At 71.8% G+C, this 25055-nt stretch carries 19 protein-coding genes; 5 read left to right on the plus strand and 14 right to left on the minus strand.

The window, feature by feature from the left end; genetic code table 11:
• Position 1 precedes the first annotated feature (1 nt).
• The 3 genes from BLU79_RS01625 to BLU79_RS01635 all read left to right on the plus strand — a co-directional run bounded on the left by BLU79_RS01625 (position 2) and on the right by BLU79_RS01635 (position 4135).
• Complete coding sequence (locus tag BLU79_RS01625; RefSeq protein WP_093903737.1) at positions 2–481, plus strand: Lrp/AsnC family transcriptional regulator; 480 nt, start codon at positions 2–4, stop codon at positions 479–481.
• A 19-nt stretch (positions 482–500) separates the two neighbouring features.
• Entirely contained in the window at positions 501–1181 is a 681-nt protein-coding gene (locus tag BLU79_RS01630; protein WP_093903738.1) for an HAD family hydrolase, read from the plus strand.
• Positions 1182–1300: 119 nt separating this feature from the next.
• Positions 1301–4135: a beta-L-arabinofuranosidase domain-containing protein gene (locus BLU79_RS01635; protein WP_093903739.1), complete on the plus strand. Its 2835-nt coding sequence runs from the start codon at positions 1301–1303 to the stop codon at positions 4133–4135.
• A gap of 51 nt (positions 4136–4186) precedes the next feature.
• Here BLU79_RS01635 and BLU79_RS01640 read toward each other — a convergent pair whose 3' ends face one another.
• On the minus strand, positions 4187–4975 hold the full coding sequence (locus BLU79_RS01640) for a LysR family substrate-binding domain-containing protein (RefSeq protein ID WP_093903740.1): 789 nt from the start codon (positions 4973–4975) through the stop codon (positions 4187–4189).
• Positions 4976–5032: 57 nt separating this feature from the next.
• Between BLU79_RS01640 and BLU79_RS01645 the strand changes: the two genes are divergently transcribed.
• On the plus strand, positions 5033–5413 hold the full coding sequence (locus BLU79_RS01645) for a DUF5997 family protein (protein ID WP_093903741.1): 381 nt from the start codon (positions 5033–5035) through the stop codon (positions 5411–5413).
• 58 nt (positions 5414–5471) lie between these two features.
• Here BLU79_RS01645 and BLU79_RS01650 read toward each other — a convergent pair whose 3' ends face one another.
• Positions 5472–6425 carry a Dyp-type peroxidase gene (locus BLU79_RS01650; RefSeq protein ID WP_093903742.1) on the minus strand — a complete coding sequence of 318 codons (954 nt, stop codon included), beginning with the start codon at positions 6423–6425 and terminating at the stop codon, positions 5472–5474.
• A 167-nt stretch (positions 6426–6592) separates the two neighbouring features.
• On the opposite strand from BLU79_RS01650, the gene BLU79_RS01655 reads away from it, so the two are divergent.
• Positions 6593–8758, plus strand: a complete 2166-nt coding sequence (locus tag BLU79_RS01655) for a TerD family protein (protein ID WP_093904183.1) — start codon at positions 6593–6595, stop codon at positions 8756–8758.
• Between the two features lie 102 nt (positions 8759–8860).
• Here BLU79_RS01655 and paaE read toward each other — a convergent pair whose 3' ends face one another.
• The 12 genes from paaE to BLU79_RS01715 form a co-directional block, all read right to left on the minus strand.
• The gene (gene paaE / locus BLU79_RS01660) at positions 8861–9976 is read right to left on the minus strand and encodes a 1,2-phenylacetyl-CoA epoxidase subunit PaaE (RefSeq protein WP_093903743.1); all 1116 of its coding nucleotides are present in this window, start codon (positions 9974–9976) and stop codon (positions 8861–8863) included.
• Positions 9977–10489 carry a 1,2-phenylacetyl-CoA epoxidase subunit PaaD gene (paaD, locus tag BLU79_RS01665; protein ID WP_093903744.1) on the minus strand — a complete coding sequence of 171 codons (513 nt, stop codon included), beginning with the start codon at positions 10487–10489 and terminating at the stop codon, positions 9977–9979.
• Entirely contained in the window at positions 10483–11310 is an 828-nt protein-coding gene (gene paaC / locus BLU79_RS01670; RefSeq protein ID WP_093903745.1) for a 1,2-phenylacetyl-CoA epoxidase subunit PaaC, read from the minus strand. The genes paaD and paaC overlap by 7 nt, the downstream gene beginning before the upstream one ends.
• Before the next feature lie 10 nt (positions 11311–11320).
• Positions 11321–11614, minus strand: a complete 294-nt coding sequence (gene paaB / locus BLU79_RS01675) for a 1,2-phenylacetyl-CoA epoxidase subunit PaaB (RefSeq protein ID WP_093903746.1) — start codon at positions 11612–11614, stop codon at positions 11321–11323.
• Entirely contained in the window at positions 11611–12558 is a 948-nt protein-coding gene (paaA, locus tag BLU79_RS01680; RefSeq protein WP_093903747.1) for a 1,2-phenylacetyl-CoA epoxidase subunit PaaA, read from the minus strand. The genes paaB and paaA overlap by 4 nt, the downstream gene beginning before the upstream one ends.
• A gap of 139 nt (positions 12559–12697) precedes the next feature.
• The gene (locus tag BLU79_RS01685; RefSeq protein WP_093903748.1) at positions 12698–13585 is read right to left on the minus strand and encodes a peptidoglycan-binding protein; all 888 of its coding nucleotides are present in this window, start codon (positions 13583–13585) and stop codon (positions 12698–12700) included.
• Complete coding sequence (locus tag BLU79_RS01690) at positions 13585–15135, minus strand: DUF6519 domain-containing protein (protein WP_093903749.1); 1551 nt, start codon at positions 15133–15135, stop codon at positions 13585–13587. Before BLU79_RS01690 ends, BLU79_RS01685 begins: the two co-directional genes overlap by 1 nt.
• Before the next feature lie 78 nt (positions 15136–15213).
• The gene (locus BLU79_RS01695; protein WP_093903750.1) at positions 15214–17400 is read right to left on the minus strand and encodes a hypothetical protein; all 2187 of its coding nucleotides are present in this window, start codon (positions 17398–17400) and stop codon (positions 15214–15216) included.
• Positions 17400–21197 carry a putative baseplate assembly protein gene (locus BLU79_RS01700; protein ID WP_093903751.1) on the minus strand — a complete coding sequence of 1266 codons (3798 nt, stop codon included), beginning with the start codon at positions 21195–21197 and terminating at the stop codon, positions 17400–17402. Before BLU79_RS01700 ends, BLU79_RS01695 begins: the two co-directional genes overlap by 1 nt.
• Positions 21194–24316: a putative baseplate assembly protein gene (locus tag BLU79_RS01705; RefSeq protein WP_093903752.1), complete on the minus strand. Its 3123-nt coding sequence runs from the start codon at positions 24314–24316 to the stop codon at positions 21194–21196. Before BLU79_RS01705 ends, BLU79_RS01700 begins: the two co-directional genes overlap by 4 nt.
• On the minus strand, positions 24313–24705 hold the full coding sequence (locus BLU79_RS01710) for a GPW/gp25 family protein (RefSeq protein WP_093903753.1): 393 nt from the start codon (positions 24703–24705) through the stop codon (positions 24313–24315). Before BLU79_RS01710 ends, BLU79_RS01705 begins: the two co-directional genes overlap by 4 nt.
• A complete protein-coding gene (locus tag BLU79_RS01715; RefSeq protein WP_093903754.1) occupies positions 24702–25046 on the minus strand; it encodes a hypothetical protein in 345 nt (114 codons plus the stop codon). The genes BLU79_RS01710 and BLU79_RS01715 overlap by 4 nt, the downstream gene beginning before the upstream one ends.
• Between the last annotated feature and the right edge of the window lie 9 nt (positions 25047–25055).

The following is a 25055-nucleotide window of genomic DNA, read 5'->3' on the forward strand; positions in this document are numbered from 1 at the left end:
CATGGCCGTGGACGAGCTCGACACCCGAATCCTGCGGCTTCTCCTGGAGCAGCCCCGCACGAGCGTGCGCGAGTACGCCCGCATCCTGGGCGTCGCGCGCGGCACGCTGCAGGCCCGGCTCGACCGGCTGGAGCGGGACGGCGTGATCACCGGCACGGGACCGGCCCTCTCTCCCGCCGCCCTCGGCCACCCGGTGCTGGCCTTCGTGCACATCGAGGTCACCCAGGGCCACCTCGACGACGTGGGCGACGCGCTGGCCGCCGTACCCGAGATCGTCGAGGCCTTCTCGATCACGGGCGGCGGTGATCTGCTGACCCGCGTGGTGGCCCGTGACAACGCCCACCTGGAGGATGTGATCCAGAAGCTGATCAGCCTGCCCGGCGTGGTCCGCACCCGCTCCGAGGTGGCCCTGCGCGAGCGCGTCCCGCACCGGCTGCTGCCGCTGGTGGAGTCGATCGGGCGGGCGGCGGCCCGGAAATGACCTTTGACATGCTGGGGCCATGAGCGGTCTCAGCGGCACTTCGGTCATCTTCGATCTCGACGGAACACTCGTGGACAGCGAGCCCCACTACTTCGAGGCGGGCCGCCAGGTCCTGGCCGAGCATGGAGTGCCCGGGTTCACATGGACGGATCACGAGCGGTACGTCGGCATCAGCACGCTGGAGACGGTCACGCTCTGGAAGCGGGAGTACGGCCTGGAGGCCACCGTCGACGAGTTGCTCGCCGCCAAGAACCGCCGCTACCTGGACCTCGCCCGCACGGCCACGCGTGCGTACCCCGAGATGCGCGAGTTCGTGGAACTGCTGGCGAACGAGGGCGTCCCGATGGCCGTGGCGTCGGGCTCGTCACTGGAAGCCATCACGGCGATCCTGGCCGGCACGGGCCTGGACACCCATCTGCGCACCGTCGTCTCGGCCGACGAGGTCGACCACGGCAAGCCCGCCCCCGACGTCTTCCTGGAGGCGGCCCGCCGACTGGGCGTCGCTGCTGGCGACTGCGTGGTCCTGGAGGACGCGGCCCCCGGCGCCGCCGCGGCGCACGCGGCCGGGATGCGGTGCATCGCGATCCCGTACGTGGCCGCACAGGCCGACGCCCCGGAGTTCGCGACAGCCGGCCTCCTGGTGCGGGGCGGGCAGGGGGAGTTCACCGCGCGTGCGGCGTACGACTGGCTCCGCAACTGACCGGAATTAAAACGCTCCAGATCCATTGACCCCCACTCGTCCCATCCCTATCGTCTGGTCGACCATCCGCACACCGTTCGTAATACCGAACGGATGTCCCCCCGCGTGGAGGAGCACCCATGGCACCGCCCCTCTCCAGACGATCCCTTCTCCAGGCCGCCGCACTGGCGGCGGCGACCCCCGCGGTCTCGCTCGCCGCAACGGGCCGGGCCTCGGCCGCAGTTGACGCCCCGCAGGCCGCGACCGTCGCTGCCGCCGCCGCTCCGGCCGCTTGGACCGTCCAGCCGTTCGCCCTCGACAACGTGGCCCTCAGGCCCGGCGTCTTCGCCACCAAGCGTCAGCTGATGCTCGACCACGGCCGCGGCTACGACGTGAACCGGCTGCTGCAGGTCTTCCGCGCCAACGCCGGGCTCTCCACCGGCGGCGCGGTCGCCCCGGGCGGCTGGGAGGGCCTGGACGGCGAGGCCAACGGCAACCTCCGCGGCCACTACACCGGGCATTTCCTGAGCATGCTGGCGCAGGCGTACGCGAGCACCGGGGACCAGGTGTACGCCGACAGGATCGGGACCATGGTGGGAGCGCTGAACGACGTGCGCGAGGCGCTGCGTCGCGATCCGCGCATGCTCAGCGTCACCGGGAAGTTCGGCACCGCCCAGGAGAACGTGCGCGGCTCGTACCAGTACGTCGACCTGCCGTCCACCGTGCTCGGCGGCGCCTCCGCGATCACCCTGTCGGCCTGGGTGAAGCCCACCCACAACGCCAACTGGGCCCGTGTCTTCGACTTCGGCAACAACAACACCCGGTACATGTACCTGGCCGGGCGCAACGCGGGTGGCGTCCCGCGGTTCGCCGTCACCACCAACGGCCCCGGCGGCGAGCAGGGCCTCGACGGCACCGCCGCGCTGCCGCTGAACCAGTGGAGCCACCTGGCGGTGACGATCGGCGGCAGCACCGGCACGCTGTACGTCAACGGCACGGCCGTAGCCACGAACACGTCGATGACGCTCAACCCGGCGGCCCTGGGCACCCTGACGAACAACTGGCTCGGCCGCTCCAACTTCTCCGGCGACCCCATGTTCGCGGGCGCCTTCGACGAGTTCAACGTCTGGTCGCGGGCGCTGACCGCCGCCGAGATCACGGCGCTGCAGAGCAACCGGGCCTCCGCGACCTCGGCCGGTCGGGGCAACCTGGCGTCGTACGACTTCTTCGAGACCGCCGGTGGCACGTTCGCCGACTCCTCCGGCCGCGGGCTGACCGCCACCCTGCGCCGCACCTGGGGCGGACCGAGCCACCCCGGGTTCCTGGCCGCGTACCCGGAGACCCAGTTCATCGAGCTGGAGTCGATGACCAGCGGCGACTACACCAAGGTGTGGGCGCCGTACTACACCGCGCACAAGATCCTCAAGGGTCTGCTGGACGCCCACCTCGCCACCGACGACGCCCGCGCCCTCGACCTCGCGTCCGGCATGTGCGACTGGATGTACTCGAGGCTGTCCAAGCTGCCCGACGCCACACTCCAGCGGATGTGGGGCATCTTCTCCAGCGGCGAGTTCGGCGGCATCGTGGAGACGATCGTCGACCTGCACGCGATCACCGGCAAGGCCGAACACCTCGCCCTGGCCCAGCTGTTCGACCTCGACCGGCTCATCGACGCCTGCGCCGCGAACACCGACATCCTGGACGGTCTGCACGCCAACCAGCACATCCCGATCTTCACCGGTTACGTCCGGCTGTACGACGCGACGGGCGAGGCCCGCTACCTCACCGCCGCCAAGAACTTCTGGGGCATGGTCATCCCGCCGCGCCTGTACGGCATAGGCGGGACGAGCACGGCCGAGTTCTGGAAGGCCCGCGGGGTCATCGCCGGCACGATCAGCGACACCAACGCCGAGACGTGCTGCGCGCACAACCTGCTGAAGCTGAGCCGGATGCTGTTCTTCCACGACCAGGATCCGACGTACATGGACTACTACGAGCGAGCCCTCTACAACCAGGTGCTCGGCTCCAAGCAGGACAAGGCCGACGCGGAGAAGCCGCTGGTCACCTACTTCATCGGCCTGAAGCCCGGGCATGTGCGCGACTACACCCCCAAGCAGGGCACGACCTGCTGCGAGGGCACCGGCATGGAGAGCGCCACCAAGTACCAGGACTCGGTGTACTTCAAGAAGGCCGACAACTCCGCCCTGTACGTGAACCTCTACAGCCCCTCGACTCTGACCTGGTCCGAGAAGGGCGTCACGGTCACGCAGACGACGGACTTCCCCAGGGAACAGGGCTCCACCCTCACCATCGGCGGGAGCAGCGCGGCATTCGAGCTGAAGCTGCGCGTGCCGTCCTGGGCGACCGGCGGCTTCAAGGTGACCGTCAACGGCAGCGCGGTCAGCGGCACTCCGGCCGCCGGCAGCTACTTCACCGTGTCCCGGACCTGGCGCAGCGGCGACACGGTGCGCGTCACCCTGCCGTTCCGGGCACGCATCGAGAAGGCCCTCGACGACCCGTCCCTGCAGACCCTCTTCTACGGTCCGATCAACCTGGTCGGCCGCAACTCCGCCACGGACTACCTCCAGTTGGGCCTGTACCGCAACGCCGGTCTCTCCGGCGACCTGCTGCCGTCGCTCACCCCCGTGTCCGGCAAGCCGCTCCACTACACCCTGAACGGGACCGAGTTCGCCCCCTTCTTCGAGGGCACCGAGGACCCGACCCACGCCTACTTCCGGCGCTCCGAACCCCGGGTGGTCTTCGGCACCACCGACTCCGGCGTCGCCAACCCCGCGAAGTCCGACGGCACGACGCTGTTGGACGAGATCTGGGCCGGGGCTCCGTTCGCCGACAAGGGCGCTCTGGTCACGCGGGTGCGGTCCACCGTGAACGCGTGGGTGAGCGCGGGTCTGCTGAGCCAGACCAACGGGGCGACGGTCGTGCGTACGGCGGAGCAGGCGACGTACGCCCCCTGAGCCGCCGGCCGGTCAAGGGCCCCGGGAGCGAATCCGGGGGCCCTGCCGGCCTCAGCGGTTGCGGGGCTTGCCCCGGCGGGTGCCCTTGGCGCCGCCCTTCGCGCCCTTGGCGCCGCCCGAGCCGCCGCGCCCGCTGCGGCCACCGGCTCCCGGCTGCCGCCGTGCGCTGCCGCCGCTCTCGGGGCGCCCCCGCTTCGGCTGGTCCTTGGCGGCCGAGGCCTCGGAGGTCATACGACCCCGGGTGCTGTTGACCGTGCGGCCGCGGACGACGCCGATGAAGTCCTCAACCTGGTCGGTGGTGGCGTCCTCGGGCCAGGACAGGGCGATGCTCGACTGGGGGGCGTCCACGAGAGGGCGGTAGGTGAGGTCCTTGCGGTGGTGGAGGCGGGCCAGCGACTGGGGCACGACGAGCAGGCCGACGTTCGCCGCGACGAGCTCGACGGCGTCCGCGGTGGTCGCGGGGCGCTCGAAGGCGGGCTGCCCCGGGGGCCGCTCCCAGTCGATGACGTCGTCGAGGGGGTGGAAGACCACCTCGTCGGCCAGGTCCTCGGCGGTCACCTCGTCCACGGCCGAGATGACGTGGTCCTTCGGGACGACGACGACCGTGGTCTCGGTGTAGAGGGGGATCGCGCTGAAGACCGTACGGTCGACCGGGAGCCGTACGAAACCGGCGTCGGCGTCGCCCACGCGGAGCACGTCGGGCGCCTCGGCGGCGGTCACCGAGTGCAGGGTGAGGGGGATCTCGGGGAAGCGCTCCTCCCAGATCCGCACCCACTTCGCGGGGGTCACACCCGGGACGTACGCGAGCCGAAACGAAGGGGTGTCTTGCGAGCCTGTCACCTGGCCAGGTTACCGGCCGTGGTCGGCGACCGTTCACCCAGTCGATACCCTGGGACCATGACGTCGCACCAAAGCACCCAGACCATGAAGCCCGCGACCGCGGCGAAGAAGCTGGGTGTGTACCTCGAAGCCACCCCCGCCGAGTTCCGGGAGGGTGTCGTCACGCGCGCGGAGCTGAACGCGCTGCAGGCCGACCCGCCCCAGTGGCTGCGCGACCTGCGACGTGACGGTCCGCACCCCCGCCCCGTCGTCGCACAGAAGCTGGGCGTCTCCATCGCCGGGCTCGCCCGCGGTGGCGTCACCGAGGCGCTCACCACCGAGCAGATCGAGGCGCTGAAGCAGGACCAGCCCGAGTGGCTGCAGAAGGAGCGCGCCACTCAGGCCGAGGTCCGCAAGGAGACGGCGCGGCTGAAGGCGCGGGACGCCGAGCAGTCCTGACCTCTGCGTCACCGGTGAGGCGAGCCGCCCCGTGCGACCCGCCTCACCGCCAGCGGGTTCAGTCCGTCACGGAGCGTTCCGGAATGGCCTCCAGGAACGTGACCGAGGGGATGAAGAACAGCGTTCCGGTGACCGCCTGCGAGTAGTCCAGGATCGGGTCGGGGCCGGATTCCGAGTCGCCCAGGAACATCTTCCTCAGCATGGCCTCCGGGATCTCGGGCGTCCGGGCGTAGGCGATGAAGTAGGTGCCGAACTCGCCGTGTCCCGGCCGACCGAACGGCATGGCGCCGCGCAGTATCTCCAGCTCCTCCCCGTCCGGGCCGGTGACCGTGTTCACGTCGATGTGGGAGCCGGGCACGTCGAGTTCGATGTTGGTCAGCTTGGAGCGGCCGATCACCTTCTCCTGGGCCTCGACCGCCAGGGCCTCCCAGGCGTCCACGTCGTGCAGGTACTTCTGGACGATCGCGTAGCTCCCGCCGGTGAACGCCGGATCCTCGTCACCGACGATCGCCGCCTCGGCCGCCGACTGGCCCACCGGGTTCTCGGTGCCGTCGACGAAGCCGAGCACGTTGCGCGAGTCGAAGTAGGCGAAGGCCTGGACCTCGTCCTGGACGGTGACCGCGTCGCGCAGCCGCTTCATGATCTCGGCGACGAGGGCGAAGCACAGGTCCGTGCGGGCGGCACGGATGTGGAAGAGCAGGTCGCCGGGGGTCGCCACGGCGCGGTGCCGGGATCCCTCCAGCTCCGTGAAGGGACGCAGTTGCTCGGGGCGGGGACCGTCGAACAGCCGGTCCCACGCGGATGACCCGACACCGGCGACACAGCACAGGCCGCCGTCGGGGCTCGGGAACCCGACGGCCCGGACGAGTCCCGCGAGCCCGGCGAGCAGATCGCGCGCCTCGGGCTCACCGCCCGGTTTGATCGTGACCACCAGGAAGACGGCAACGGGCGCCGGCGGACTGAGCACCGCTTGTGGCTGTGCTCCGGCCCACCGTATCGACGACGACGGCATGGTTCCCCTCTCACCCTCAAACCCCGCCAACTAACGATGCCCGGCCGAACGGCGAACGATACCCGCCAAATTCCGCACATCCGGCGAGTGCGACGAGTGAGGAGAACCGGGGTTCGACACGGGAAACCCGCATGCGAACACGCGTATGGGTCTGGGACCATCGCGGCATGGTCCACCGACTCGAACCCCTGGTCATCCGGCATGCCCACCGCCTCCCCGACCCGACGGGACCCGCCGGGGAAGGCGCCGTCGCGGCACGGCAGTTCGACGCCGCGCTGATGTCCGTGGGCTTCAAGCTCTCGGCGGAGCTGCTGACCCGTCTGTCGGGGCTGTCCGAGGGCACGGTCGTCGACACCGCGGTGCGGACGCTGGGTACGGTCCGCGAGTTGGTCGGCGACCATGTGCGGCACAACGTGTACTTCATCGACTTCCCGGCCAACGTGCCGGACACCTACGACTTCTGGATGCGCTGCATCGCCGAGGCGCTCGCCGAGGACGCGACGCGCGAGAGCGTCCTGGAGCAGCTGAGCGACGGTGTCGTCGACCTGCTCACCCTGCCGTCGTACGGCCGCTACCAGCACACGTACGCCGAGATGCTCGGCCACCACGAGGAGCTGATCGCGGCGGCGGGCGACCGGATGACGGTACTGCACCTGGGCGGCGACGCGGACGCCGAAGTCACCGCGCTCTACCTGGCGTTGGCGGGCAGCAGCACGCCGCTCGGGGAGGACGCGCTGCGTGACCTCGACGTGCTCGCCGAGGCGTGCGTGGGTGGGCCGCAGCCCGAGGCGATCCCGGTCCGGGAGAACCGTGCCGTGCTCAACCGGGCGCGTCTGCGGGCCGGTTCGGAGCTGCTGCTGGACACGGTCACCGATGTGCTGCGGCTGGCCTGCGCGGTGTCCGGCGGTGACGTGACGCTGGTGGAGCCGACGCGGTTCCGGGGACTGTCCCGGCCGGTGCGCCGTGCTCTGCTGGCGGGCCTCGACGCGGTGGTCGCCGCCGCGCCCGCCAAGCTCGCCGACGTGCCCGCGTACCGCGAGGAGTTCAAGCGGCTGGGCGAGCGGCTGCACCCGCACGAGTACCCGCAGTGGCCGCACGCCGCCGACGTGTTCGCGGTCGCGCGGGGCGAGAAGCAGGCGCGTTCCTTCGACAGCCTGGTCGAGGAGCTGCTCGGCGCGCAGGACGTCACCGGCGCGGTGAAGCTGCTCAAGTCCGCGCCGGGCAGGCTGCTGCGCGCGCTGGACCGGCTGCTGCGCATGGCGCTCACGCAGGAGGAGCGGTTCGCGGTCGTGGCCGCCGCCGAGGAGGTCGCCCCGCAGGTCGCCGGACGCGTGCTGCTGTCGGTGCGTGAGCACCTCCACAACCGGGCGAAGGAAACCGGCGAGCGCCGGGTGTTCGTCAACCGTCTCGGCCGTGCCTGGGTCACCGAGGACACCCGTCCGTCGGTCCTGCCGTCCTTTCGGCTGCGCCTGACCACCATGCTCGACGCGGAGTTGCGGCGCCGCCTGCCGGCTCCGGGCCATCTGCTGATCGACCCGGCCGTCCTCGACGTCGCGCTCCCGCTCAGCGGCAAGGCGGTCTCGTCCGGTCTCGGCGTGCTGCCGCGCGGCTCATTGTCGCCGGTCGACGGCGAGCTGCTGCGCTTCTTCGTGTACTGGAAGCAGAAGAGCCGCGACACCGACTACGACCTGTCGGCGCTGATGCTGGACGACGCCTACCGGACCGTCTCCTGGCTGTCGTACACCAACCTCACCGACGTCGACGGCGAGCACTCCGGTGACATCACCGAAGCGCCCGACGGTGCCTCGGAGTTCATCAACCTGCGGCTGGGCGCCGTGCGGGGGACGTTCATCGTGCCGCAGGTCAACCTCTTCTCCGGGGAGGGCTTCGAGGAGGTCGAGGAGTCGTTCTTCGGGTTCATGCTGCGCGAGGGTGAGCAGCAGGGGCGTCCGTTCGAGGCGCGTACCGTGCGCATGAAGTCGGAGCTGCGAGGTCCCGGCCGGGTGGCGCTGCCGCTGGCGTTCTGGCGCGGGGAGGACGGGCGGTGGCGTGCCAAGTGGCTGCACCTGTACCTCAAGGGCACCCCGGCGGCCAACCGGGTCGAGGGCAACCACGTGTCGGTGGCGACGCTCCTGCGCGGCATCGTGGAGCGCGAGCAGCTGACGGTGCGCTATCTGACGGGCTTGATGAACGCCACGACGACGACTCTGTGGGACGGCGAGAAGATCCCGGACGGCCCGGTCACCTTCATCGGTCTGCAGCGCCCGGACGGGCTGCACCCCGAGTCGCGGATCCTCACTCCCGAAAATCTGCGCGACCTGATCCCGGCCTGAGTGCTAGCGTTCGTCGTGGCGAGGCCATGAAGGGGCTTCCTTCTCAACCTCCTTGAATCTAGTCCCTTCGCTTTCCTCGCCACTCAAGCTTCTTCAGCCGGCTCAGCTGTCGTAGTCCACCGTCAGCGTCTCGGACACCGGGTACGACTGACAGGTCAGCACATAGCCCGCGTCCACCTCGGCCGGCTCCAGCGCGAAGTTGCGCCGCATGTCCGCCTTGCCGTCGGTGACCAGCGCCCGGCAGGTGCCGCAGACGCCGCCCTTGCAGGCGAACGGCAGGTCGGGGCGGGTGCGTTGGGCGCCGTCGAGGAGGGACCGCTCCCTCGGCAGGGCGGCGGTGGTCGAACGCCCGTCGAGGGTGATGGTGACCTGGCTGACGGGTCCTTCCGGGCCGCCCTCCTCGTGACGCACCTCCCGCACGGGCTCGTCGTCGGCGTAGAACAGCTCCTGGTGCACCCGCTCGGCCGGGACCCCCAGGCCTTCCAGCACCCCCTGTGCGTCCCGGACCATGCCGTGCGGTCCGCACAGCCACCAATGGTCGGCGCTCCGTACGTCGACCAGCGCGTCGACCAGCGTCGCGAGCCGGTCGGCGTCGATACGGCCGGACAGCACCTCGGCCTCACGGGGTTCGCGGGACAGGACGTGGGCGAGCTGGAACCGGGTCGGGTAGAGGTCCTTCAGGTCGGCCAACTCGTCGGCGAACATCACCGTGCCGGTGCGACGGTTGCCGTAGAGGAGGGTGACCGTCGAGCGGGGGTCGGCGGCGAGGACGGACTCGGCGATGGACATCATGGGCGTGATGCCGGAGCCCGCAGCGATCAGCACATGATGGCCTGGCGTGCCGAGGTCGGGGGTGAAGGCGCCGGTGGGGGCCATGACCTCGACGGTGTCGCCGGGGTGTACGTCGTTGACGAGCCAGGACGAGAACAGCCCGCCGGGCACGACCCGTACGCCGATCCTCGGCCCCGACCCGACCGGCGAGCAGATCGAGTACGACCGCCGCTCGTCCCGGCCCTCGATCTCGCGCCGCACCGTCAGCGACTGGCCGGGCTCGAAGGCGAACTCCTCGGCCAGCTCCGCCGGGATGTCGAAACCGACGGCGACCGCGTCCGAGCACAGGGGCTGGACGGTGGCGACGGTCAGGGTGTGGAAGGCCGGACGGCGGCGGGTGCGCGGGCGGGCCGCGGCGGCCGTCTGTGCTTCCCTCAGGCCTTCCATTCAGATCTCCTTGACGTACTCGAACGGCTCGCGGCAGGCGCGGCAGCGCCACAGTGCCTTGCAGGACGTGGCGGCGAAGCGGGAGGTCTCCTCGGTGTCCGCCGAGCCACAGCGCGGGCAGGTCGCCGCGTGCCGGGTGGGGGACAGCACGAGTGGGACGGGGCCGTCGGCGCGGGGGGCGGGTCCGGGCGGGGCGATGCCGTGCTCGGCGAGCTTGCGGCGGCCGGCCGGGGTGATCCAGTCGCTGGTCCACGGCGGGTCGAGGACGGTACGGATCTCCACGCGCGCGTACCCGGCGTCCCGCAGTCGCGCCGCGACATCCGCCCTCATCTCGGCCATCGCCGGGCAGCCCGAGTAGGTCGGCGTCAGGCTCGCGACCACCGTGCCGTCCTCGGTCAGCTCCACGCCCCGCAGGACGCCCAGGTCGGACAGGGTGAGCATGGGCAGCTCGGGGTCCGGCACCTGGTCGGCGATGTGCCGGGCGCGCCGGGCGTCGAGCAGGGTGGTCACCATGTCGCCTCCGGGTGAGCGCGGGCCACGCCCTGCAACTCGGCCAGCAGCGGGGCGAGATGCCCGGTGTGCTCGCCGTCGCGGCCGGAGCCGGGCAGCGGGCGGTACACCGGCATGGGCAGTCCGGCGGCGTTGGTGACCTGGCGGATGACCGCGACTACCTCGTCGCGCACGTCGTATGCCGTGAACAACTCGCCCAGGTAGGGGGCGACTTGCTCCTGCGCTCGACGCATCCGCCGGTGCGACTCGTCGGTGCCGTCGCCCAGGCGCACCGCCCACTCGGCGGCGTACTGCCGGTGGTAGGCCAGCTCCTTCACGCCCTTCGCGGCGATGGCCGCGAGCACGGGGTCCGGGTGCGATGCCAGCCGCTCGAAGTGCGCGAGGCGCCAGCTGGACAGCACCAGCAGCCGCACGATCGAGAACGCGAAGTCCCCACCCGGCAGTTCGGCCAGGCGTACGTTGCGGAAGTCGCCGGCGTCGCGGAAGTAGGCGTAGGCGTCCTCGTCGCGGCCGGTGCCGTCGACCTGGCCGGCCCGGGAGTAGAGCAGGCGGGCCTGGCCGAGGAGGTCGAGGCCGATGTTGGCCAGCGCCACCTCCTCCTCCAGCTCGGGGGCGCGGGTGACCCACTCGCCCAGTCGCTGGGCCGAGACCAGGGCGTCGTCGGCCAACGCCACGCAGAGGGCGGCCAGTTCACCGGAGTCGATGCCCTCGGGCACGGTGGTGTCGACGCCGTACAGGGGGTCCTCGAAGCCGGTGCCGTAGGCCCAGCGGGTGTCGTCCTCGTGTCCCTCGGCGAGGGTCATGTAGACGTGGTCGTCGCTCATGCCCTCTCCTTCAGATGTGCGGGACGTCGTCGGGGATGTCGTAGAACGTCGGGTGGCGGTAGACCTTGTCGGCGCTGGGCTCGAAGAACGGGTCCTTCTCGTCGCGCGTGGAGGCGGTGATGTGCTCGGACCGCACCACCCAGATGGACACGCCCTCGTTGCGCCGGGTGTACAGGTCGCGCGCGTGGGTGAGCGCCATCCGGTCGTCGGCGGCGTGCAGCGAGCCCACGTGGACGTGGTTGAGCCCGCGCTTGCCGCGCACGAACACCTCGTACAGCGGCCAGTTCTGCCTGTCGGCGCTCATGCCACCGCTCCCTTCTCCGCACGGGCGGCCTGCTTGGCCGCGTGGGCGGTGGCCGCCTCGCGGACCCAGGCGCCCTCCTCGTGGGCGCTTCTGCGCCGCTCCATCCGTTGGGCGTTGCACGGCCCGGCGCCCTTGATGACCCGCATCAGCTCGTCCCAGTCCGGGGTGCCGAAGTCGTGGTGGCCGCGCTCGGCGTTCCAGCGCAGCTCGGGGTCGGGCAGGGTGACGCCGAGCTTGTCGGCCTGTGGCACGGTCATGTCGACGAAGCGCTGACGCAGCTCGTCGTTGCTGTGCCGCTTGATCTTCCAGGCCATCGACTGCGCGGAGTTGGGCGAGGCGTCGTCGGGCGGGCCGAACATCATCAGGGACGGCCACCACCAGCGGTCGACCGCGTCCTGCACCATCTCCCGCTGGGCCTCGGTGCCCCGCATCATCGTCATCAGCAGCTCGTAGCCCTGCCGCTGGTGGAACGACTCCTCCTTGCAGATCCGCACCATCGCGCGCGCGTACGGCCCATAGGAGCTGCGGCACAGCGGCACCTGGTTGCAGATCGCGGCGCCGTCCACGAACCAGCCGATCACACCGACGTCGGCGAAGCTCATGGTCGGGTAGTTGAAGATCGACGAGTACTTCTGGCGGCCCTCGATCAGCCGGTCGGTCAGGTCCGCGCGGTCGGCGCCCAGCGTCTCCGCCGCCGAGTACAGATACAGCCCGTGACCGGCCTCGTCCTGCACCTTGGCGAAGAGGATCGCCTTGCGGCGCAGGGACGGCGCCTTGGTGATCCACTCGCCCTCCGGCTGCATGCCGATGATCTCCGAGTGGGCGTGCTGCGCGATCTGGCGGACGAGTGTCTTGCGGTAGCCGTCCGGCATCCAGTCCCGCGGCTCGATCCGCTGGTCGCGCGAGATCGTCGCGTCGAAGTGCTCCTGCAGCTGCTCCGTCATCGATACCAGCTTCCCCAACCGACCATTCGTTCGGTATCCAGTGTGACGTGTTTCCGCCAGGCGAGCAAGACCCTTTCGTCGCACGAAAACGGCCCAGGACACCCCCGAGGGGTACCTGGGCCGCTTCAGCGAAGGCCCGTCACACGCCCGGCACCCTCAGCTTGTCCCAGCTGACCTTGCCGGGGATTCCGTCCGCGTCCTTGCCCTTGAAGCCGAGCTTCTGCTGCCAGGCGGCGTAGGAGCGGCGGTCGGCCTCGGTCCACTCGGGGCTCGGGCCCTCCTCGTAGCGACCGCAGCCCTCGGCGACCAGGCGGCGGCCCATCGCGGTGATGATCGGGGACTTCTGGCCGGTGTGAAAGAAGCCGCCGCCCGGGAACGGCTCCAGCTTCGGCTTGGGCGCGGGCTTCGGGTCCGGCTTCGGCTCCCCTCCCCCGCCGCCTTTCAGTCGCTGCGCGATGCGCTTGCGCATGCCGTCCATAGTGAAGCCGCGCGGGTCGGTCTTGCCCGGCTGCCACTCCTTGTGGCCGATGACCGAGCGCTCGCTCCAGCCGTGGTGCCGGCAGATCGCGGCCGAAACCCTCTCGATGGCCTCCTTCTGCGCCTCGGGCCAGGGATCCTTGCCGTCGCCGAGGTTGATGCACTCGAAGCCGTAGAAGCGCGCGTTGCCGTCGGTGTCGGCCTCGTTATCGTGCGGCAGCGCGGACTCGTTGATCACGGCGCGCAGGACGTCGCTGTCGCCGAGGCCGGCGTGGTTGGCGCGGCCGTTGCCGACGAGGTGGATCTCGCCCTTCTTGTCGATCACGCCGTGGCAGAGCGGGCCCGGCAGACCGGAGTAGCCGTTGTAGCAGATGCTGACCGAGGACTCGGTGCCCTTGGTGACGGTGTGGTGGATCATCACGCCGTTCACCGGGCCCCAGGCGCCCTTGCTGTTGCGGTTGTGCGTACGCCAGCTGCGGACCTCGTGGACCGTCAGGCCCTCCGCCCGCAGTATCTCCACCATCTTGGACGCGCTCAGGGGCTTGGCCATTACTCGTCTCCCTCCGCCGCCGCCTCCGCATCCGCAGTGGTCTGCGACCTCCCGCCCGACGGGTCCTCCGCCAACTGCTCCTCGCGGCGCGCCTGTTCCTCCGCCGCGAGCGTCGCCTCGTCCGCGGCCGGGATGCTGCTGGCCAGCGGGTTGAAGGCGAGGCGCAGGTCGACGGTGCCGCCCTCGCCCTTGACCAGGGCCAGCGGCGCGTAGCCGCGGACGATGCCGGCCGGGCTCTGGAGCAGCGGACGGCGCGCCGCGTCCGTGGGCCACTCGACGCTGCCGGTGGCGGTGCGGGCGGGGATGATCCAGTGGTCGCCGGTGCGGTAGGCGGCGCCCTTGGCGAAGTACACCTCGACGCCGTCCTCCAGCGTCAGCCACTCCCCCTCCGCGACGGGCACGGCACCGCCCTTGAGGGCGGTGGTACGGCCCTTGCGCCTCGGTCCCTCGTGGTGGTCCCAGCGGCGCAGGAACGGGTTGAGGTGGGGCAGCCGGCCGACCGCCTCGTCGGGCTCGGAGCTCAGGCGGACGCGACGGCCCGGCAGGTCCAGCTCCTCGACCCGGAGCAGGGGCAGGGGCTCCAGCCGGGAGGCGTACGCGGTGTCGACGAGCTCCACGTGGTCGCCGACGTCCAGGTCCAGCTTGTCGTCATGGCCGAGGGACGCCAACTGCACCCAGGTGCCGTCGAGTTCGTCGACCGGGAAGACCACCGAGCCGTTCTCGCGGGACCACTTGAAGGTGGCGTCCTTCGCCCCACCGCCGGCGTGCACCTCGACGCGGTACAGCTGGTTCTCTTGGCCGCGGTAGCGGGCGTCCGGCTTGACCAGGCAGGGGTCCTCGTCGGCGTGGTCGGGCCGCTCGCTGCGGGCGGCGAGGCGCGCGGTGGGCGTGGCCTGCTTCTGCGCCCACTTGTCGAAGGCGGCCCGCACGACCTCCTTGGACGGGTCGGTCTCCTCGATGTCCAGCGCGGCCAGCGACAGCGGCAGCACCTGCCAGACGACCTTCACGCGGGCGGCGGTGTCCGGCATCGCGGCGCCGAGCGCGACCTCGCGCAGCGCCGGGTCCTCGGCGGCGGAGACGGCACGCTCCCACACGTTCAGGTAGACCACGAACGGCGAGGTGGCGGGCGAGGGCAGCCGGTCGCCGGGCTTCTCCGGGTCGCGGAAGCCGTCGGGCTGGTCCCAGTAGGTCCAGTACGGGGGCGGGGTGGCGGTGTCCTGCTCGTCGTCGGCGTCCTCGTCCGGGACCGGCACACCGGGCGCCGGGCGGCTCGCGTCCAGCAGGATGCCGTCGACGTAGTAGCGGCCCCGTTGGATGTGAAGGGTGTCGATGTCGTGCTTGCCGCCCACGTAGTCGATCTTGAAGCCCGCGGCGTCACGCGGCCCTCCGTGCCGGCCGATCAGGTCGGCGGCGAGGGTGCGGGCCTGGTGGAGCTGGATCGCGGTCTGCTCGTTGATGTCCGCGTCGAGCTGGACGCGCCCCTGCTGGGCGATGACCGCCGAGTAGCGCCGCTGCGGGCGGAACGTGAGGCGGGAGAGGTCAGCGTGCATGAAGGGGGTCCCCCTGGTTCAGGAAAGTGCGGGTAGGGCTTACGGCGGCGGCGCGCATGCAATGGCTCATGTCTCGCCTCATGTCACGAAGAAGATCCCGGCGTCCGTGCCCGCCGGGGTGTACTCCGCGAGCCGTGCCCTGAGGCCGTCCTCGCGCTGCGGCCGGTACAGGTCGTGGAAGGCGCCCATCTCGGCGCCGTCGTCCGAGCCGCGCCGGATCTCCTCGGCACACCGGTCGGCGAGCAGGCCGTACCAGGGCGTCCCGTAGCGCTCGGAGGTGAACAACGGCCGTACCCGACCGGCCTGTTCGGGCCCGGCGAGGTCGGGCTGGCAGCGGTACCGACGCGGGGTGCGCGAGCCGGGCGGCACATACGAGTACCGCAGGCAGCCGATGCCGCGCCGGGCCACGTGGAGCCTGCCGGTGAGGATCGAGTTCTCGGCGATCTGCACGGCGTGGGTGTGGATCTCGCCGATGACGGTGGTGCGGTGCAGATGCAGCACGGCGTGGGCGTGGCGGCAGTCCGGTGCGGACAGGGCCTCGCGGTCGCTGCCCGTCGCGTCGAGGATGCTGTCGCGCAGGTGGATGTCGAGGGGGTCCTCGCTCACCTCGTCGCCGATGACCTCGATGGTGCCGAGGATGCTGTGCTCGATCTGGAGGCACGCGGTGGTGCGCTCCAGGACGATGCTGGGCTCCTCCGGCGAGTGCGGATCGCACTCGGGCTCCAGCGACCAGCCGGGCACGAGCGTGGAGTGCCGTACGACGACCGCGCCCATGGGACCTGTGACGTTGATGCCGCGTCCGGCGACCAGCAGTCCGTCGAGCACGATGCGCGGACGCTCGTGCGGGGCGCAGTCCTCGGACACCGCACGGATGTTGAGGGCGTCCGGGCGGTTGCTGTACCAGTCGAGCAGGCGTATCACCGGCCGGGTGCCCTCGGCGGCCCGGACTTCGAGGCGGTCGCCGGGGTCGAGATCGAAGTCCAGCTGCTCCTGGTAGGCGCCGCTGTGGGTGATCTCGATGATGCCGTCGGGACCGGTCCGGTCGGCACGGCGGTCGTGCTGCCAGGCCCGGTAGGCGTCCATGATCTGGCGGTACGGCTGCCCGGGACCGACACGGTAGACCTCGGCGTCGGGACGCGGCTCGCGGTCGGGCCGGTCGTACTCGCCACCGCCCATGTCCGCGGCGAACGCGTACTGGTAGTCCACCCACACGCCCTGCCGGGGCGCCGACCGCGACCCGAACGCGATCCGCCCGAGTTCCGGGTCGACGGCGACCTGGCCGCGCTTGGGCCGGTAGCGCCACTCCGACAGGTCGGCGACCACGATGTCCGACGGCGGTACGGGCTGGTCCTCGCCGTCGCGCCGGATGACGAGGCTCTTGCCGGGGCCGTAGTAGTCGGTGAGCCGGTCGTGGAGCTGGCGCCGCGTGATGAACGCCGGGACGTTGTCGATGGTCGCGATGTGCGTGGGCGACGGCTCCGGGAACGGCTTGGTGACCAGCGGGGTGTCGTTGCCCAGGATCGAGAAGGTGTAGAGGTTGCGGGCGCGGTCGATGCAGTACGCGGGGGACTGGGTGAGCGAGTGGGCCTTCAGACGCCAGACGAAGAGGGCGACTCCGGCGGGCGTCCAACCCCCTTGCCGATGCCGGGAGTTGGCACGCCGGACGTCGACCGTGCGGGCCGTAGCGCCGAAGGGGCCGCCCGCGAGGTCGAGGGCGGAGTTGTCGCGCAGGTCGACGAGTCGGCCGCGCCCGCCCCGGTGGACGCCTGTGTCGCCGTACAGCTTCACCGGCTGGGTGTGGGCGACCTGCCGGGACAGCTCGACGGCGCGGGCGGGCCAGCCGGCGACCTGCTCGGAGAGCTCCTCCAGGAGGTGGAGGGTGCCCTTGCGGCGGCGGTTGGCGACGGTGGCGGCCACGTCGGCGCGCGGGGCGACGGCCTCGGCGAGGGCGGCGCGGCCACCCTCGTGCAGGCCGGTCGTCAGGACCCGCTCGTAGCCGGGCAGGGTGCGGTAGCCGACCAGGTCGCCGAGGTACGGCAGCACCCAGGGCGCCGCCGTCTCCACGAACAGGTCGTCGTAGCCCTGCTGGACGCCGTCGCGGACCCGGTCGAGCTGCTCGGCGATCACCGCGAGCAGCGCGCGCAGCGGCTCACCCTCCTCGGCGTCGCGCAGCAGATGCCAGCGCGGCAGCAGTTCGGCGAGCCCGTCGGGTTCCCTGGACGTCGTCGCCGGGTTCGCGGTCTCCAACTTGACGTCCGGGGACATCACTTGACCTCCGTCAGAATCAGGGTGTCCGCCGCCCTCGGCGACAGCATCGCGAGCTGGGCCGGGCGGATACCGCGGAAGACGAACACCGAACGGCCCTTCGCCAGACGCCGGGTGTCGGTGATGTCGGGGTTCAGGCGCAGGAGTTCGGCGAGCGGGACGCCGTACCTGGCACAGATCTCCGACAGCGTCTCGCCGTTCGCGGCGCGGACCGTGTGGACCTTCTCGTCGTACGTCGCCGGGTGGGCCGGGACGGACGACTTGGGCGGGCCGGGGTTCGTGAGGATCCCGGTGAGTTCGTCGGGGGTGGCGGACGCGGGGACGCCGGTGAAGACGTCCACGTCCACGTAGTCGACGCCGGGCACGGTGTGGGCCGTGGCCAGGACGTCCGAGAGACGAGCGGGTCGCCCCAACTCCCGTCCCTCGTAGCCGAGTCGGCGGAGCAGCGCCTGACGCAGACGCGGCTCGACGATCTCCCACGCATGGTCGGGAGCGACCTTCACCTTGGCGGCGATGAGCAGCAGGACCAGCTCGCGCACATCCACCCGGACGGTGAGGTTGAGATCCCCGTACTCGGTCAGCGCGCCCCGCAGAGCCCTCAGCGTGTCCGAGTCGCCGTCGATCGGTACGTCGTCCGTACCCGCGACCGTCACGTGCAGCACGCGCCGCCGCCCGTCGAAGAGTTCGCGTGCGGCGGCCCGGCCGATGCCGGCCCGGGAGCGGGCGAAGTCCTCGTAGTCGGACGCGGAGACCAGGCGGTCCAGCGCGGAGACGGCGAGCGGGATCGTACGGCGGGTCAGGCCGGGGCCGTCCGCGTCCGCGCCGCCCTTCGCCGGGCGCGGGTTGGTCACCTGGGTGACACCGAGCGGGCGGGTGAGGGGCTGGGTGACGCGGTCGGCGGCGACATTGGCGGCCTTGCCGGTGCCGAAGCGGTAGCGGGCGCGGATGTTCTCGTGACCGCTCGGCAGTCGGGCGCCGTTGACGCCGTCGCCGAACGTCACCGTCGTACGGCCGTCCGCGGTGGAGCCGGTGATGTAGACACGCTCGACCGGACGGCGTCCGGCGAGGCTGTCGACCTCGTGCCACAGGACGCCGTCGACCCGGATCTCCAGCACCGGGGTGGCGCCGAGGGGGTTGTCATCGGCGAGCCACGTGAGCGGGGACTGCCAGAGCGCGAACGTCTGGTTCACCCGGTCCGAGTCACCGCTTCCGATGGCCTCCTCGCGGCTCTCGCCGTGGGTGGCCTCGACGACGTTGCCGAGGATCCTGACCGTCTCGCGCCGATAGCGGTGGGCCAGGTCGGCGGTCAGGGTCAGGCGGGTGTGGACGTGGTCGCCGGGCAGTTGCGGATCGACGGCCGGGTCGGCGGCGGCGATGGTGACCACCTCGGTGGCCTGGACGCCCACCGTGCCCGGGATGTCGCTGCGCTCACCGCTGACGACGAGGGTGCGGCCTGCCCGCAACCCGTCGTACAGCTGGGCGAGTTCGATCTCGTTGCCGTGGACGTCCTCGCCGAGCGGTTCGTCGGCGAGGCGGAGTGCCTCGCCGGCCGCATGGACGGTGGTGTCGCGGATGTGCGAGAGCAGGACGTCGAACTCGTCCAACCACGGGTCGGCAAGGGTGAGTTCGGTGCCCCGGCCGGTGATGCCGTAGTTCGTGTACGCCGCCGTACGCGCCGCGACCACCTGGGTGGTGACGAACGCGAGCTTGGCGTCGCCGGGGATACCGCCCTGGGCGCCCTTGGCGGGACGCTGGATCGCGACCCAGCTGCCGACCGTGATGCCGGTGTGAACCGTGTCCAGCTGCAGGATGCGGCGGTTGAGCGGCTCGGGCTTGCTGGCGATGACGACCTCGACGTTGGGCTCGGTGGAGCCCACCGTGTACTTGAGGCTGACCTCGTACTCGCCGTGCGTGAACTGCTCGCTCGCGTTCGGCCGCAGCGCTATCTGCTCGGACGTGCCGTTGTGGACGCCGACGTGGATCAGGCCCTCGTCGTCGGGCCGGGACACGAAGAGCGTGCGCTCGGGCAGACCCGAGTGGAGGCGGGCCGTGACACCGGGCTCCTGGGAGTCGGTGGGACGGCGGTTCAGCCAGCTGAGGTCGCGGTCCTGGCCGGAGCGTACGGACAGCTCGACCCGGCCCGTGCCGAGCGGGAAGTCGACCGTCTGGGTGACGGGCAGGTTCTCGGCACGCTGGTCGGAGCTGCTGCCCTCGACGTACTGGAACTCGGCCCGGATGGGCGTGCGGCCCGCCGTGTCGTACACGACCCGCATGGTCGCCAGCACGGCGCCGGTGAGGGGCCAGTCGGCGGTGCGGATGACGCGGCCGCGGTCGTCCTGGACCGGCTTGAGCGGGGCCGTGGCGCCGAAGGGGGCGGTCGTGACCCGCATGGCGAGCAGTTCGCGCAGGAGCTGCGGGGTGCCGGGGGCGGCGGCCCTGCGCCAGGCCGGGTAGAGGGTGCCGAGCCCTGGGTTCAGGGCGGACAGCAGGCGGGCGGTGTCGCTGCCCGGGCGTCGGGAGCCGGTTCCGCCCTGAGCTGCGGGGGTCGCCGCACGCAGGGCGGGCAGGACGGCGCTCAGGGTGTGGAGGGCGGCCGCTCGCGGGTCGGCGGCGCTCTCGGCGGTCTTGGCGGACCGCAGCGCCGGCTCGGCCGGGGCGTTCTGCGCGGGCGCCAACTCCAGTGCCCGTTCGGCGAGTTCGGCGAGCACCGCCTTCAGCTGCTCGAACCACGCCGCGACGTCCTCATACGGCTCGGCCAGCACCTGTGCCTCGCCGAGCCGTGCGACGGGCTCCGCGAGCCGGGCCGCGAGCCGCTCGGGGGTCTTGATGCCGTCCAGGTCGTCCCGCAGCGGCGCGAGGACCTGGTCCTCGAAGTCCTCGATCAGCCGGCTGACCGGCCGCGGGTTGGGGACCTCGGGCGTGGGCGGCTCGTCGCCGGGCTCGCCCGGGGCCGCGGGGGCCGCGGCCCAGCGCCGTACCTCGTCGACGAGTTCCTTGAGGGTCGGCGGGGCCGACTTCGGCAGGGAGATCGCGGTGATCTCGTCCTCCCGGTCGACACGCGCCTTGGCCACGGGCAGCAACTTGCGCTCGCCGCCCGCCTGTTCACCGAAGACGAAGAGCAACTGCTCCCCGGTCTGCAGCGAGTTGGCCGTGCCCTCGACGAAGATCTCCGAGCGGCGCTCCAGGTCCCCGGGCGTGACGAGGGAGGGACGCCGACGGCGGACCTTCAGCTCGTTCCAGTCCCAGCGGGCCGTCAGGTCACGGCTGGTCTCGAAGGTCAGGGACTGCTCGTCGGCGGACGCGGGCACGCTGTGGCTGCGGGCGCCGCGCGGGATCAGTACGGACAGCGTCTCGGCGCGCGGATCGCGTTCCAGGGTGTACGCCAGGTGCGTGGCGGCGGCGACGCCGGGGCGCGGGCGGTGGCCGACGAGGCGGCCGAGCAGGACCAGGGAGCGGTGCTCGTTGGCCGTGCGGATGTAGGCCTCGTCGGCGATGCGCTCGGAGTGGAAGGTGAGCAGGTCGCCGAGGACGGCGGTGGCGTCGAGGAGGCCGATCGCCGGGTCGTCCGGGGTGCGGACGGTGAGGCCGCCCAGTGCCGGGTACGCCGGTGAGGCGAGCCGGTCGAGGAGGGCGGCCCGGAAGGAGCCGTACTCGCCGACGCGGTAGTCGAGGGCGCTGCGGCCGGGCGGGTTGTGCACGGGGGCCGGAGCGAGGCGCTCGTCGTGGCCGCCGCGGCATGCGCCGCCGCAGCTGCAGTCGTCGGTGATCGTGCCCTCGGTGGTCGGGAACTCGGTCATCGGGCACCTCCCAGGGAAATCGCCAGCCGGCCGTTCTCCGGCCGGTCCGGGTCGTTGTCGCAGGTGGCGATCTCCAGCGGGCCGAGCCGCAGCACGCCGTCCTCCCTCTCTCCTCGGTCCGGCTCGAACAGCCTCTGCAGCCGGGTGACTTGGACGCTCTCCACGCCGGGGACCGCCGCCGCGACGGCGACCAGACGGCTGAGCCGCACCGGTTCGCCGAAGGTCAGCGCGTCCGGGTGGAAGAAGCCCCGCACGCCATTGCCGAGCGCGCCGCTGCCGAGCACGCGGTACAGCTCCGCCAGGATCTGCCCGTGCTGGTGGCCCGGCTTGGCGCACACGGTCAGCGCGATGTCCAGCGGGACGAGCCGCGAGGCGCCGACGACCAGGTCGTGACCGATACGCCGGTACGGCTCCAGCGACTGGGCGACGGAGGTGAGCAGCTCGTCGGACGGGGCGCCCGTGCCGTACGCGTCGACCGCGACGTGCGCCTCCTGGACGCTGCCGGTCCAGCGCAGCTCCGCCGCCGCGCGCTGCACGCCGGGCAGGGCGGAGGCGAGGGCCGCGTAGTCCTCGGCGGTGACCGCGCGCAGCCGGGTGCGGCGCAGGTCGAGCGGGGCCAACTGGCGTACCTGGTCCACGGGTTCGGGCTCGATGCCGCCGGTGGCGGGCAGCGGGTTGCGGACCACGGCGGCGGGCGGCTGCTCGCAGTCGGACTGGACGACCAGGTGGTTGATGGCCTCCGCGCCGACGTTGCCCGCCGTCCCGCCGCCGAGCCGGTAGTGCAGGGCGAGCCGGGATCCGGGCGTCGGCTTCGCGCCGTGCCGCCCGTCGCCGAAGCGCAGGGACAGACGACCGTCGTCCTCCAGTTCGCCGACGAAGTGCCGGTCGCGGGGGCCGCTGTCGAGCAGGTCGCGGCGCGGTTCCCAGGCGGCGGCCTCGTCCCCGTTCTCTTGGATGTGCACGGCGGGCAGCGCGCGACGCGGGTCCTGGTCGAGGGCTGCGGTCGCGGAGCCACGCAGCACCAGCTCGTCGGGGTGCAGTCCGGCCGCGTACGACGGGCCCCAACTGTGGGCGATCTCCCAGGCGATGTGCCCGTCCAGGACGGTGCCCGCGCGGGCGCGCGCCGTGAGGACCTCGATCCGGCGCAGCTTGGCGTCGAGCAACTGATCGCTGCGGTACAGAAGTTCACGCAGCGCACGGACGGGATGGAGGCGCAGCTCGATCCGCTCCAGGATCCTCAGCCCGTAGATCACCGCGAGTTCGGCGATCTCGGCGTCGGCGAGACCGCCCCGGTCGCGGGCGCTGCGCCACAGCTCGACGAGCCGCTGCCGCACCCGTCCCGGAATCGCGGCGATCCGCTCGGCCTGCCCGGCGGCGACGGTGCCGAGGTCCGGGAACGGCACCGCCTGCACCACGGGCGCGCGACCGAGGACGGGACGGAAGCGGGGCTGGATGCCCGGGTAGACGGACTGGGCGAGCAGCGTGCGCAGGCCGGCGGCCTGGGCGTATGCCGTGCCCGGCACGACGCGCTCATGGCGCTGACCGGCGCGCTCCAGACCGATTCCGGCCCGCGTGGTCGCCCCTTCGCCGACCACCTGGAACAGCTCGCGGACGTCGTCGGGTGTGAGCGCCTCGCCCGACTCCGCCTTGTCCGTGAGGGAGTTGATGAGCCGGGCGGGGGCGTTGCCCTCCTCCCGGTCGTAGCAGCCGAAGGCGGGCGGGTCGCAGGGCGCGATCTCGGCGGGTACCTGCGGGACGGTGAACGTCTCGGGCAGCCCGTGCAGCGTACGGCCGTGATCGACGAGGACGACATTGCCGCGGGCGAGGCTCACGTCCTCGACGGGCAGACAGTCCCGGCCGCCGCGCGTGGTGAGGCAGAGCGGGAAGCGCAGGGCGTCACCGGCGGTCCAGGTGACCTCCAGGACCGGCTGGTCCTCGATGCGGTCCACGGCCGGGGTGACGGAGGTCAGGCGGACGGCCTGGCGATGGCTCGGGTCGGCATCGCCGGGGGTGCCGGTGCGCGGGCCCTTGACCTCCTCGAGGATCAGCAGGTCGCCGGGGAGCAGGTCGAGTCGGCGCTCCCGGCAGGTCTCCGGGTCGACCCACTCGTCGCGCAGGGTGGCGGAGGTGGCGCCCTTCGGCAGGGTGCAGACCTCACCGCCCCACGTCCACAGGCGGATCGCGTTGTGCGCGACGCGCAGCTCCAGCGGGTCGGCGGTGACGACGGGTTCGAAGACCTCCACCGAGCCGCGCTCGTCGAGGTCGCCGAGGTCGGCCTCGTCGACGACCGTGCCGGGCTCGGGTCGGTCGTGCGGGTCGAGGGTGCGTACGTCGACGGAGGCGAAGCGGAAGGTGCCCGGGGCCAGCGTGCGGTCGCCGGCGGTCTCGACGGCCACGTACGCGCGGGCGGTGCACCCATCATGCATCGCGTAGTCGATGAGCCGGACTTGCCGCCGTACGGAGACCCTGCGGCGCGCGGTGTCGAGGTAGGCCTCGGTGGCGACCGCGTCCTGCTGGTAGCTGATCTGGTCGCCGGTGTAGGCGAGCAGCTCGACCAGGGTCATGCCGAGGTCGGCGGGGTTGCTCTCGACCCAGTCGGGGGTGGTGAGCGCGAGCCGGTCGAGGAGCAGCTTGCGGATGGTGTCGTAGTCGCGGGCCGTGTAGTCGATGACGGGCGCGGCCGGGAAGTCGGCGCTCGGCTGCTCGTCTTCCTTGCAGTCGAAGGGAGTGGGGCAGTCGGGCCGGAAGACGAAGGTCGCGCTGTGGTAACGCTGGTCGAAGCCGCGATACGGCTCCGTCCCGGGTCGTCCGTACGGGTCGGTCTCGACCAGGGACAGCCGGTAGCGGGAGGAGTCGCCGGCCTTGTCGAGGGTGACGTAGAGGCGGTCGTCGAGCTCGGGATCCTCCTCGCGCTCCACACTGACGTCCACGGCGGTGATGCCGGTGATACGGCGGCCACCGTCGATGCGGACGTTCTCGGGGACGAGACCGTGCGGGGCCTTGCCGAGGAAGCTGACGGTGAGCAGCAGTCCGTCGTCGCCGACCTCGACGGAGTCGACTCCGCCCAGCTGGGCGGCGCGGACCTTGGCCCGGCGGGAGGTGGTGGTCGTACCGGTCATGCCGTGGCCCTCCCTTCGAACGCGTCGTCGCGCCGGGCGCCGTCGGCGCGTATGGCGTACGACAGATACACACGGACGACGTTGTCCTCGCTGACCACGTCGAGGGCCTCCACGTCGATGAGATCGCCGAGCCAGCGCTGGAGCGAGGCCTGGACGGAGAGTTCGAGGGTGCTGATGAGTTCCGGGCTGGTCGGGGCGAAGACCAGATCGAGGAGCCCGCAGCCGAAGTCGGGACGCATCACGCGTTCGCCGGGGCTGGTGAACAGCAGCTGCTCGATGAGGTCGTGGACGTGCTCGCCGCGGGTGGCGTGCGCGGTACGGCCTCGGCGGTCGGGGTGGAAGGGGAACGCGATGTCGCTGCGCGGGCGCTGGCTGGTTCGGCGGCTCATCGGACGGTGACCTTTCGCTGCGCGGCCTGGACGACGGGCGGCCCCTGCGGCACGAAGGCGGCGGTGAAGCACTCGGCCGCGGCGGTGTCGAGCAGTACGGCCGCGCCGTCGACGGTGATGCCGGTGCCGCCGGCGGTCCAGTGGACCGTCACGCAGGGCGTGGGCACGCCGTTCACGGTGTGCGGGCAGCCGGTGACGACGTACCTGTGGGCGGCCGTGGCGACGGCGGCACCCGCGATGCGTACGCCGCCGGACGGTGAGCTGGCGGCGGTGACGCGGCCGCCGTGCGGGCAGCCGATCACGGCGCCCGCGTCGAGCAGACTCCCGGATGTCCCGGACACGTTCTTCCT

Source organism: Streptomyces sp. cf386 (assembly GCF_900103585.1).
GTDB lineage: Bacteria > Actinomycetota > Actinomycetes > Streptomycetales > Streptomycetaceae > Streptomyces.